8 protein-coding genes are annotated in these 12,970 nt (G+C 48.4%); 5 read left to right on the forward strand and 3 right to left on the reverse strand.

Features of this window, described 5'->3' with window-relative positions; genetic code table 11:
* The first annotated feature begins 4 nt into the window (after positions 1-4).
* The 4 genes from HH215_RS01260 to HH215_RS01275 all read left to right on the forward strand — a co-directional run bounded on the left by HH215_RS01260 (position 5) and on the right by HH215_RS01275 (position 7,688).
* Positions 5-1,033, forward strand: coding sequence for a hypothetical protein (locus HH215_RS01260; protein WP_169278247.1), 1,029 nt, complete (start codon positions 5-7; stop codon positions 1,031-1,033).
* Positions 1,030-1,785, forward strand: a complete 756-nt coding sequence (locus HH215_RS01265) for a 4'-phosphopantetheinyl transferase family protein (RefSeq protein ID WP_169278248.1) — start codon at positions 1,030-1,032, stop codon at positions 1,783-1,785. Before HH215_RS01260 ends, HH215_RS01265 begins: the two co-directional genes overlap by 4 nt.
* Positions 1,786-1,992: 207 nt before the next feature.
* Positions 1,993-5,595 carry a GLUG motif-containing protein gene (locus HH215_RS01270; protein ID WP_169278249.1) on the forward strand — a complete coding sequence of 1,201 codons (3,603 nt, stop codon included), beginning with the start codon at positions 1,993-1,995 and terminating at the stop codon, positions 5,593-5,595.
* Between the two features lie 5 nt (positions 5,596-5,600).
* A complete protein-coding gene (locus tag HH215_RS01275; RefSeq protein WP_169278250.1) occupies positions 5,601-7,688 on the forward strand; it encodes an S-layer homology domain-containing protein in 2,088 nt (695 codons plus the stop codon).
* 353 nt (positions 7,689-8,041) lie between these two features.
* Here HH215_RS01275 and HH215_RS01280 read toward each other — a convergent pair whose 3' ends face one another.
* From HH215_RS01280 to HH215_RS01290, 3 genes are all read right to left on the reverse strand, one after another.
* Complete coding sequence (locus HH215_RS01280) at positions 8,042-8,278, reverse strand: hypothetical protein (RefSeq protein ID WP_254450331.1); 237 nt, start codon at positions 8,276-8,278, stop codon at positions 8,042-8,044.
* A 1,460-nt stretch (positions 8,279-9,738) separates the two neighbouring features.
* Positions 9,739-10,866 (reverse strand): low temperature requirement protein A, encoded by a 1,128-nt coding sequence (locus HH215_RS01285; protein ID WP_169278252.1) that lies wholly within the window; start codon positions 10,864-10,866, stop codon positions 9,739-9,741.
* 123 nt (positions 10,867-10,989) lie between these two features.
* The gene (locus tag HH215_RS01290) at positions 10,990-12,189 is read right to left on the reverse strand and encodes an MFS transporter (RefSeq protein ID WP_169278253.1); all 1,200 of its coding nucleotides are present in this window, start codon (positions 12,187-12,189) and stop codon (positions 10,990-10,992) included.
* 201 nt (positions 12,190-12,390) lie between these two features.
* On the opposite strand from HH215_RS01290, the gene HH215_RS01295 reads away from it, so the two are divergent.
* Positions 12,391-12,969 (forward strand): TetR/AcrR family transcriptional regulator, encoded by a 579-nt coding sequence (locus HH215_RS01295; RefSeq protein ID WP_169278254.1) that lies wholly within the window; start codon positions 12,391-12,393, stop codon positions 12,967-12,969.
* Position 12,970: the final 1 nt, after the last annotated feature.

Here is a 12,970-nt window from a genome sequence, read left to right on the forward strand (position 1 = left end):
AGCTATGTCGGTAAAAACGCTTCCTTTGGCCGAGCCGAGAGTACTCGGTTACCTGCATCATGCTTACGTGTTATCCATCGCCGGCAATTGCCCGAATTTCGAAGATTGGTACTATAGCAGCTACGTTCAGCTATACGACGATTACTTGTCGGGCGGATTAAACTTCTACGAGCATGATTTCACCCGTTTCCGGCAGCCGCTTCTCGACCATCATTCGATGTGCATCGATGCATTTATGAAAGGCCGCTACGATGTAGTGGAATTCGCTAAACACTGTTTGGATACGGAATATTATTTCTATACATTCGTCGACGAACGTTATATTCCAGGTAAAGGGGCTTACAAAGCCAAGGTAACTTTTCCCCACGAAATAATGGTTTTCGGTTACGACGAATCCGCGAAACATTTTCACGCCATCGGCTTCTCCGAGAAGTTCCAGTACGAGAAATACACGGTCGGCTTCGAACATTTTGCCCAGGGTTTCGACAATCTCAAGATGACGGCCAGTTATATGAACAACATTCACCTGTTAAAACCCGCCTACGACGCGGAGTATCCGTTCCGGCTGAAACAAGTGGCAAGCCTATTGGAGGATTATTGCTTATCGCGTAACACGTCGGAGCAATACAGCATGGTTCGGGAGCCTTTTCGTTCCGCGTTCGGTATGGCCTGTTACGATTACTTGATCGACTATTTCGAGAAGGTATTAAAGGGCAAAGCCCAGTTGAAAATCAATTCGCTCCACATTTTATGGGAACATAAGAAATGCATGATCGAACGGGTAGCCTATATGCAACGCAAGCATGGGTTGTTAAAGGATTTCGACCTGGGACCTCTCAAGGAAGTCGAACGGCTGGCCTATAAAACTCGGGATGAGATCATCGTGTATTCGTTCAGCAACGATCCGAAATGTTTTCAAAATATTATAAAGTACTTGAATCAGCTAAAGGAAAAGGAAACAGCGGCGCTCGGCTTGTTGTCGGATCGGATTTCTTCCTTGGTATATCTCGGCACGGGAGTCAATAACGGGTGAAAGCGAATAGGAATGAAGTCGGCGTATACTGGATCGCCATTCCACCGAAGGCGCAAACATCGTTAGCGGATCGAGCTGTCGATTGGCTAGATGACGAGGAACTCCATACATACAGATCTTACCGGGTTGATTTCAAAAAGATGGAGTTCATGACCGGTAGAATTCTGATGAAGACTCTGCTGGCGGAGCGATGCTCTTTACCGTCTCCGCGTCGCATTCGCCTCCGTAAAAATCAATACGGAAAACCACTGCTGGATCATGCGCGAATGAAGGGGGAGTATCCCGATAACCCCGGGTTCAATTTGTCCCATACGACGTTACTTGTAGCTTGCGCGATCGTAGACTCCGGTGAAGTCGGCATCGACGCGGAAGACATCGGGAGGGACAATTCGTGCCTGATGAACCGAGTATTCACCGAACGAGAGATCGGATATGTGGAGAGCAGGGGGTCTGCTCAAGAGAAGCGGGAAGCCTTCTATGAAGTATGGACTCGCAAGGAAGCGTATGTGAAGGCCACCGGGCTAGGGCTTAGCATTCCGCTACGTTCCTTCGAGGTACCTTTTCTAGAGTGTTCAGGCACGCAAGATGGTTGGAAGTACTTCAGCGACCGGCTGTCGGAACAATACGTGATTTCCGTCGCGGTTAGAGAAAGCGCCGGCGTCGTCTGGAGACGACATCTATATGAAGTCGATTTCAACCAACTCTACGAATCGGCATTAACCTCGGCACCGTTCCGACTGAGGCAAGTCTAAAGGCGTGACCCCGTTATCGGCCGTGGAGGTTCGAGTCCTCTTATCCGCGCATACTCTTCTTTTAAGATGAATAGGTTTCCGATTTGCTCGTTCGGGCAGATCGGGAATCTTTTTTGTTTTTCGCTAAAAAAAGATATTAAAACCGTTTTACCGCTAATTAACCTGGGGTTGGTAAGATGTCCTAAAAAGTTAGGGAAGGGGATATCAATGAAATATCGCGGTCCTATAAAGTCTATTAAAGTACTTCTGCTTTTCTTGGCACTATCTGTTCTGCTAGCGGCAATCTTACCGCCTGGTCGGGCGGTGCACGCTGTCGATTTCAATGGTTTTGACGGAGGCACGGGTACGTTAAGCGATCCCTACTTGGTTTCAACTCCGGCACAATTGGATGCCATTCGTAACAATTTGAGCAAATCCTTCAAGCTGACCGCCGATATCGATCTAAGCGAATACGGAAGCGGCGCAGGTTGGGTGCCTATCGGCACTCTTGGCGTGGGGTTGATGTTCAAAGGCAATATAGATGGCGATGGACATTCGATTACGAATCTAAAGATCAATAGACCTACTGCGAACTATGTGGGTTTGTTCGGAGTTCTTTCGGGGGGGAGTATCAAAAATCTGCGCTTAATCGGACCGAACATTACGGCCCAAAATTATGCAGGCCCATTGGCTGGCCGGGTTTGGGGAATCTACGAGGGGCAGCAATCCGTTATCAGCAACAGCAGCTCGTCGGGCGGAAGCTTGACGGGGGCAGGGTGGTTAGGCGGTTTGGTCGGAGACAGCTTGCGCAATGCGATTGATAATTGTTACTCCTCGACCGCCGTGACGGGTACTAATTCCGTCATAGGCGGTTTGGTAGGCGTAATTGGTCAGGGAACGATCGACAAAAGTTATGCCACCGGAAATGTAAAAGCGGGCGGAATCGCCGTTGGAGGCTTGGTTGGTTTTAATAGTTCCGTTATCGATATAAGTTTACCCTCCTTAATTCGAACCAGCTATGCTACGGGTAATGTCGAAGGGAACAAATCCGTAGGCGGCTTGGTCGGCATTAACGAGAATTCGGCGAGTTCCTTGAGCTTGTCCGTAATTAGCGACAGCTATGCCGTAGGAAGAGTGAAAGGGGCCGAGCGAGTTGGCGGCTTGGTCGGATATAATCATACCGCATCAATCCTCAATAGCTACGCGATCGGAGCAGTGGAAGGGACGACCGAAAGAGGCGGCTTGGTTGGTGCGTCGGCAACCGATCGTATTCTTTTAAGCTATTACGACAAAGAAACAACGGGAATAAATGAAGTAAATCAATACTCCAAATCAACCGAACAGATGAAGACATCTGATACGTATACGGGTTGGGAATTCAATGGCACATGGGCAATCTATAGCAGTATCCATGGAGGTTATCCGTATTTACCGGTAGCGGTGTTGACGGCGACGGCGGCGCTTGGACAAGGAGCCGGGACAACGAAGTTGACAGCGGCGGCTAGCGCCGGCAATCGGCTGGTCGTTCAGGTGTCCGCGAATGATCGGGCTGCGCCCGGATTCGGAGACGTCGTTCCCTCATCGGGAGTAACGGATCCCTATCTTCCCGGTTTGGATATCGAAGGAGTAGATGCCGCAACTAATAAATATATAAGCGTGTATGAGGCTAACAAGGATAATAAGGTGGTCAAATTCACGCAGATTACGTTGACGGAAGACGACATTCTCACTTATGCAATTGATGAGCTAGGCGATCAAATATTAGGCGCTTTAACGGTCGGCTATGTCTCGGGGTCGCAATCCGCCCATTCCGTTACAGTAACACGCAGGGGAACAGGAGATTTATCGAGTCTATCCGTTGAAGCAAGCGGAGGCGCGTTCACGGTTACGCAACCGGCTGTCACTACGTTGGACGCAGGAGTGCCTTCGACAAGCTTCGTCGTGACAGCGAAGGATGGACTCGCCGTAGGAACGCATACGTCTATCGTTACGGTATCCGCGGATCATATGACTCCCAGGACGTTTACGGTTACCCAAGTCGTCAACGCTCCGGGAGCTCCTTCATTGCAAATTACGAACGTAGGCAATGCGCAAGCGACGCTCGAATGGAGCGCGATAAACGGTTCGACAAGTTACCGGATATACAAACGGATCTCTGCGGGCGTCTATGATCGGGAGGAAGCTACCGTGACGAGCGCCACCTATCGCTACTCTGTCACCGGATTGGTCAATGGGACGAACTATAACTTCATCGTCAGAGCCGTTATCGGCGTGGCAGAAGGAGCGGACTCCAACGAAGTCAGCGCAACGCCGATGACCGTGCCGGGAGCGCCGACGAACGTAATGGCTACAGCGGGAGACGGGCAAGCGAGCGTTGCGTTCGCTGCTCCTGCGGACGATGGCGGCAGTTCCATAACAAGCTATACGGTTCAGTCCTCGCCCGGAGGCATAAACAAAATCGGAACGGCAAGCCCGATCGTCATTACGGGTTTGTCGAATGGCACGATATATACTTTTACGGTTAGTGCTACCAACAGTAAGGGAGACGGTCCAGCATCTGAAACGTCTAATGCCGTCATGCATCCGATAGGAGTGCCGATCCAACAGTCCCCGATTGAAGGAGATAAACAAGTCACGCTGAAATGGAGCGCGGTTGGCGAGGCGACGGGTTACCGGATCTATAAGAGTACGGTACCTGGAACGGATGGAACGTTGGTAGACTCGGTAAGCCCGGCTACGTTAAGCTATACGGTTACGGGATTGACCAATAACACGAGCTATTATTTTACGATCAGAGCGATGAATGGCGGAATCGAAAGCGCCGCCTCCAATGAAGTCGACGCTATGCCCGTCAGGTGGGCCGGACCCGGCGCGCCGGCAGGAACGTTCGCGGGAGGCAAGGGCATAGTGGAGGATCCCTACTTAATTGCGAACGCAGCGCAACTGAACGCCGTCAGAAATTATTTGAACGGTTCCTTCAAGCTGGCAATGGATATCGATTTAAGCGGCTATGCCGATGCAGCCGGTTGGGAACCGATCGGGAGCAACGATCCTGCTAGGGTATTCAGCGGCAATATGGACGGGGACCGCTATGTTATTAAGGGGTTGAAAATCAATAGGCCGACCGATGATTACGTTGGCTTATTCGGATTTGTGACCGGGAACGTTGCGAATCTAACTTTGGACGCGGCGAATATCGTTGGCCGCGATTACGTCGGTGGAGTGGCGGGGTTCGTTAAGTACGGCGCGATCAGCAATAGCCGTATCTCGGGAGCGGTTACTGGAAACAACGATGTCGGCGGTTTGGTCGGCAAAGTATTTCCCGGTAAGGTCGGAAATAGCTTCAGTACAGCAAACGTAACGGGGTTTTATCGAATCGGCGGCTTGGTCGGATCAGGCTCCGACGCCGCGATAATCAGCGAAAGCCATAGCGCGGGGACCGTGACGGGAGTAGCGGATTCCTTCTACGTAGGCGGCTTGGTCGGACAAATAGACGGTTCGCGAGCAACAGTCCGTAATAGTTACGCGACCGGAGAGGTGCAAGGGGGCAACCAAGTCGGAGGTTTGGTCGGTGCTAGTCTGGCGGCCAACATCGAAACGAGCTACTCCGTGGGAGACGTAACGGCGATTTGGTCGGCTGGCGGATTAGTAGGCATGAATAATTTCGGAACGGTTACCGACAGTTACACGCGATCCAGCGTGACCCTGCAGATAGGCAGGATCGGCAGCTTCGTAGGCTATAATGCGGGAACGGCGGTTATCCGCAATTACGCCGCGGGAGCCGTGACGGGGGAACGTCGGCCCGTGGCGGTTTTGCAGGCTCTTATGTAGGATTGATGCCTGATAGCAATTACTACGATCTGAGCAGAATCGGATTGAACGACGTTTTTGCCCAACCTGTATCCACGGCTTTGATGAAGACATCCGGAACATATGCGAATTGGGATTTCAGTCATACGTGGGGGATAGAGGAGACCCTTAATGACGGCTATCCTTATCTTCGGTATTTAGCTCCCGACTTGCCGGCAACAGCGGCGCCCGGGGATAGCGGCGGGACGACGAAAGTAACCGCGGAGCCAAGCTTCGGCAACCATTTGGTCATTCAGGTGTCGTCCCAAGAAATCGCTACGCCTAAGATAAGCGATGCCATTCCCTCTTCGGGCGTCACGAATCCTTACGTCTCCGGATCCGATATCGACGGAGTAGATGAAGGGACGAACAAATTTGTTGTTGTGTATGAAGCGGATAATGACAATAGGGTCGTGAAATTCGCACAACTTACGCTGACGAGCGGAGAAATCCGTCCTTATTATCTCATTGAACGGGTAAATAATCAGTCGCTGGCAACGTTGACCGAGGGCTATGCGCTGGGTACGCGGGAAACGAAGACGATACCGATTACGCGAATTGGGACGGGCGATATAGACAACTTGGCGGTGACGGTGAGCGGGACATCTTTCGAGCTTACGCAGCCGACGGTAACAACGCTGAACAACGGAACGCCTTCGACTCGGTTTACGGTGAAGGCAAAGGGAGGATTAGCGGCCGGTACCTATACCTCAACCGTAACCATATCGGCAGATCATTTGGCGAACGTGACTTTTACTGTCACGCAAGTCGTACAGCCCGTAGTACGCGTGAAGAATGCTCCTCAGGGCGGATTTTCGGTTGTTCCACCAAGCCGAACGACGATAGACCTTGGAGATGAGAACACCGGAGCAACGATTCAAGTGAGAGCGGATGTGCAAACCTCTGCGAGCGGAGCAACCTTTTCCAATGTAGAAGTGGATGATGACGTGCTCGTTCAACTGCTAGGGGCATTAAAGGATAAGAATGCCGCCTCCCAAACCGTCACAACCGTTGTCGAGGGGGGAGCCGATCAAGTTGTCGTTGATCTTCCGCTGGCTGCAATAAGGAAAGCGATGGTCGCGAATACTCGCGGTACCCTCATTGTAAGAACGGATTCTACGACCTATGCGATGCCATTGAGCTTGTTGCGGGAATTATCCAAGGATTCGACGGAGGAGATGATCTCGATCTCCATTAATAGAATAAGCGGATCGCTCAAGGAAAAAATCGAAAGGGCTGCGAAAGCTCAAGGATTGCTGCTATTGAATCGCCCGACAGAATTCAAAGTCGCTATCGGAGATCAAGAAAGATCTGATTTCGGCGAAAATTACGTGGAGCGGATTGTCGATGTAGATTCAGGTGCCGATCCGTCCAAGGCGACGGCGGTGCGGTACGATCCGGTTACGGAGTCTTTTCTCTTCGTGCCCTCAACGTTCAAGACAAAAGATAAAGCAACCGAAGTCGTAATGAAATCAACGCATAACAGCATCTATATGGTCATTCGAACGGAAAAAACGTTCTCGGATTTACGGGGACATTGGGCGAAGGGAAATATGGAGCTGCTAGCGTCCAAGCTGATCGTTAAAGGCTTATCGGCAACCGAGTTCGGGCCCGGGGTTAGCATAACGCGCGCGGAATTTACGGCGTTGCTCGTCCGTTCTCTCGGACTCGGCGCCATTGCATCCGATCGATCGTTTCAAGACGTGAATGCGAAATCTTGGTATTTCGACGATGTTCAGGCGGCGGTTAAAGCCGGATTGGTTAAAGGTTTGGCGGATGGAACCTTCCGTCCGGATGATCTTATTACGCGAGAGCAGATGACGGTGATTATGGCGGCGGCTTTAAGATTCGTAGGCAAGGAGCCTGCGGATGCGGACGAAAATAAATCGCTCGATAGATTTACGGATGAGGATAAAATTCATGCATGGGCATTGGATTCAGCGGCTATTTCTGTTAAGGCGGGAATGATTACTGGCCGTGAAGATTCGACATTCGCGCCGACCGCATTCGCTACCCGTGCCGAAGCGGGTTCTATGTTGGTGAGAATGCTGCGTTATATTGAATTTATCGACTAGTTTTTTCGTTGAAGTTGGATTCCTTAAGTTGCTTTAGAATGGTGGATTTATGAACTAATCTTGGATTAGAGGTACCAATAATGCAATATGAGGCTGTCCCATAAGGGGCAGCCTCATTGCGTTTTCAAACGAATAGTTTTTTTGAGAATTTATCATATGAATATTTTCCTGTGCGTTCAAACTGACTTAGCTCGGCAACGGCCGACTATCAAGTGATAGAGTTAGAACTTTCAAATCTAGGATAGCATTCAATTTGACCAAAATATCTAAACCCAGTATCTATGACGATATTGTCAATGATTTTCCGGGAGCCTCTATACTCAATTTCCAATGAAGTGAATAGCAGGCCGTCTCTATACTCGATGTTTATCATAATTTTCTCTAAACCCGAACAGAGGCTTTATTTCGATTTCTATTTTTTCTTTACCAGTGTGATAAACGAGCAGATCGTTTTTCGAACGAACGAGTTCTCTGGTTGCAATCTTTTCATCTTCAAAGGCTTGAATGACTGCAACTTCTTCTACGTAACGAACCTCATCTTCAATGTGGGATTTTAGGATTTGCATTTTCACAAAGCGGTCGGGATACAATTGTCTAACCTCCTGCCATTGCAAGGTGAACACCCCCGAGTATTTGATGATTTGATCATAACATTTGGCTATTGGACATGCTACTTAATTGATTTAATTTGCAATTTATCTGTATTATTTCTTATATCATCTACATGTAAAAATTGGGTATGCAGTCGACTAAAATGAATACTAAACGTAGAGAAAGTACTAAATCACTATCAGGTTTCAATCCACGCTTTCCATTTGGAGAGCGACGCCGTATGTTGACCCCGAATAGGTCAGGGTGATTATTTCAATCCGCGCTCTCTATACGGAGAGCGACGAAAATGTCCAAGCGATCGGTGTTACCGATTAATATTTCAATCCACGCTCTCCATACGGAGAGCGACCTAAGGCTTGTAAACATTGCGGGGCGACAAAAGGATTTCAATCCACGCTCTCCATACGGAGAGCGACGTAAGCAAATGAAGGAAGCTGAAGCACAGAAGACATTTCAATCCACGCTCTCCATACGGAGAGCTACAGCGAGAGCTGCCAGCCCTTGTCCAACTAAGGCTGGCAGCCTCAATAATGCGTTTCGATTGAAAACATCGATGAAAACTCGTGCATTTACTAGGAAAAACCCTAGAGGCCTTGTCTGGAGCGAGGTGCGAATCTCCCGGGAATATCATGTTGCAAGTCGCGATATAGCGGAACATAGCAAGACAAAAGACAAGAAATAAATACTGGAAAGGGAGGTGCGAGGAATAGGTTATTACGACTATTTACGTCGCGTGAGAGACAAGGAATTAGATGAATATGAATTGTCCAAGCAGTTATTCTTCGAACATGTCATCAGCGAGCAAAACTTCCATTCGTATGTGGAGCAGGCCGCGAGTGAATTGGAGACGTACCTCAAGTCCCCTTCTGGGGATAGTGGATGAACGCAGTTAACCTCAGACAGTCGACGAAGCCCTGGCTTTTGTGGGCTTTGTTTTTTTGTTCAGAATTGAAATTTCCTGCATGGCCAGTATTTTCTACGTAAACGTATATGACAGCGTTGGCTCCTTCGTTAAAGGTCCAATTAAATTATTGAGCGACATAGAAAGTTGAATGCAGTCACTTAAATTCCAATTTGATGAAAGCGGCCTGCACCGTTCTATTTTAATAGACACCCAATATTGCAATTAATACCCTCTTTATTTTTGCAACTATTAAATCCTCAATTCTCGGCAACATAAGTGGATCGCATCGCACATTTCATCTCGAACTCTTCACGCGAAGAGCAACTATGTTCCATCTCGCCCCGCAAGCAAATAATACCTCGGCTATAACCGCAGCATCTTTATCCGTGCCTGTTGATTTCTTCGCAGATGAAACCTGAATGATATTTTGAAGTTTGGTTTGGAAAGAGGAATTGCTAGCCTCAACGGCATCCCCGAGAACGCGCTCGCATTGGGCTTGAGCTTTTTTTTCCCGGGATTGTTTTCCGAAATTCATCAAGTCGTCAACTTAGCATATACAACAAAGAACACCATAACTTCGCCAATGATGATGTAATTGGGGAGCAAGAATAACAAGTCCACTATGAAAAATACGCCAAGCAACCCCAAGAAGAACGCTAAATGTGCTCCGCCTAATCTTTGATGCGCATGTCTATATTTATGGAAAACTAACGAGGTTGAAAAAAAGTAGAGCAATACGGATCCGAAAATAAAACTTAACATAAACGTATAATTTAACTGTTCCAAAAATAAAAGTTGAATCGAAGCCGCGATCATGGACATGGATAAATAGATAAAAAGATGACCGTAGATTATCGTTTGCCCCGCAGTCTCCAAGGACTTGTTCACTTTCTTCTCGACATTATCGAAATACTGCCACCACATCGCGATGATTAATACGAAAGTTAACGAAGCAAATAAAATAGATTGCCAAGTCCAGTAACTGGACTGTAGAACCGCTAGAATACTGATTACGGATTCGCCAAGTAAAATAAGCGTAAACAGCGAGAAGCGTTCCAATAAGTGGTGTGTATGTATAGGACTTTTCACCAAGTATCGCCGACCGAGTATCGGGAGCAAGATGTCTACGGCAATTCCCGCATACAAAACAGCATAGCGAATCCAGGAGTCGAAGAATAGGGATAAAGAAGATATCGCCAAACCAATCCAGAAGCGACTTCCCAAATATCGGGCCGTGTTCTTTCTGTGCGACTCTTCCTTTTTATGAACCGCAAGGTATTGAATGGCCGTCATTGCTCTTAATCCAATGTAGCCTATTAGGAACGGAACGTAATATTGATCAAAATCAACCGAGAGGCTGGCCGTCATGATTAACACGAAAAATAACTGTAGGATCAGAAAAATCCGGTGAGATAAGATGTCTTGACCAAACCGGTTTACGAAAAGCGATTGTCCTACCCAAGCCCACCAGATCGGAACGAAGATGAGGACGAATTTCATTAAGTATTCGAACGAAATGTAGCCGTTTTCGACATGTAATAAGACATGGCCCGCTTTTGACACCGCCGCTACGAACAGCAAATCATAAAATAATTCAAGCCAAGTAACCTTCCTATCTGACGAGGCTGGATGGTGTTGATTCGTCGTAGCTTCTTTGTTCATACTTCGAGCTCCTTTACGTTGATGGGTCGATTCCCTACTCATAATTTACTTGAATACTCACCTATCTTAGCTGATGAGATAGATTACGAATAGGGAAATATGATGATTCTAGTTAAATTTCAATTATTCCCTAGCAGTTCTTTTACCGATGAAAAAATAAAGCAAAGCCAGAAGCGGCAGGGAGACACCGATGAGAGAGGCGATAGTCCAGCCCCCGTACGCATAAGACCAACCGCCCAGCGAGGAACCAATGGCTCCGCCGACGAAAAAGATAGACATAAACAGCCCGTTAAGCCGGCCTCTCGCTTCACTTCCCAATGAATAAATCACACGCTGACCAAGCACAAGATTTCCCGATACGGCCATATCCAGCGTGATCGCGGAAACAAACAACAGGATAAGAGCAATAGTCGTGTGGCTTTGAAAAAGCGAAATGAGTAAGAAGGACAAAGCGGCAATGATCATGGCAAGTCCGGTTAACCGCGAGCTCCATCCTTTATCCGCTAGTCTTCCGGCAATCGGAGCTGCTACCGCACCGCCCACCCCTACTAAAGCGAACCATGCGATGCCTTGCTGCGACATTCCAAAATCATCCGCCAACCGCAGAGGAACGACCGTCCAAAAGAGGCTAAAAGCTCCGAATAAACACGCTTGATATAAGGCGTAGCGACGTAAAGCGGGCGTCTGTTTCAAGAGGGGGACTAAAGAGATCAATAATTTACCGTAGGTAACCCCGGGCGCAGGACTACGCTCAGGAAGAGCGCGCGAGAGCAGTATTGCCAACAACGCGATGAGGATTGCCGACAAAACGAATACGGCTTGCCAAGTCCAGATGCTAGTTACAAAGCTTGCCACCGGACGGGCGAACATGATGCCGAGCAAGAGTCCGCTCATGACGTTCCCGACCACGCGGCCCCTCTGTTCTTCGGAAGCTAAAAAGGTCGCATAAGGCACGAGGATTTGGGCTACCACGGATCCGATTCCAATAAACAGGGACGCGGTCAGGAACAGCGCCGCATTAGGCGCGAATGCGGCTGCCAGCAACGCAACGACCGCAACCGCTAGCGTTCCTACCGTTAGACGCCGATTCTCGATAATGTCGCTAAGCGGTACGATAAACAGTAACCCCACGACATAACCGATTTGAGTTAATGTGACGATCAATCCTGCTGCGGTGGAAGAAAGGCTCGTCGTAACGCTGATCGGGCCAACAAGAGTTTGAGCATAATAGAGATTGGCAACGATCAGACCGCATGAGGCCGCGAGCAGAAACATCATCCAACTTGAAATACGAGCTCCGTTCTTTGCTTGTTCTTTGTGCATAGAGATCCTCCTCTTGTTTTTCGCATGTTAAATAAAAACTAAACGTTCAGTACACTAATTATATAACTGAATAATATACTGAACGTATGGTTTTGTAAATAGTCAGTTAAGCATTTATTTTCCTTGGATTATTGAATATACTGAACGTATGGTTTTGTATTATTGCGAAATAGAATAAACACGCGAAAGGTGAGGATTCGGATGCAAGGCCAAAGAGGGCGCCCGCGTAATGTTGAAACGCAGAAGTCTATCCTTTCCGCTGCTTATGATTTATTGCTGGAAAACGGCTTTGGAGCGGTCACGGTTGAAAAAATTGCCGATCGGGCCAAGGTGAGCAAAGCCACGATCTATAAATGGTGGCCGAACAAGGCTGCCGTAGTCATGGACGGTTTTCTATCTGCCGCCGCGGACAGACTGCCGGTGCCTGACACGGGTTCCGTGCGGAATGATATTCTCGTACATGCTACAAATTTAGTCCTGTTCTTGATAAGCCGAGAGGGTAAGATCATTACGGAAATCGTAGGGGAAGGGCAATTCGATTCAGGATTGGCGGAGGCTTACCGGACACGATACTTCCATCCTCGCCGGCTTGAGGCTAGGCGTCTTCTGGAACAAGGGGTTCAGCGCGGGGAATTGAAAGAAAATCTGGATATCGATTCGATCATCGATCTGATTTACGGGCCGATTTTCTATCGCTTGCTGGTGACCGGCGATAAATTGGACTCTTCCTACGTGGAGGAATTGGTGATGTATGCTTTTGAAGGTATCCGCTCGACGTGAA

This window comes from Cohnella herbarum (assembly GCF_012849095.1).
Classification (GTDB): Bacteria; Bacillota; Bacilli; order Paenibacillales; family Paenibacillaceae; genus Cohnella; species Cohnella herbarum.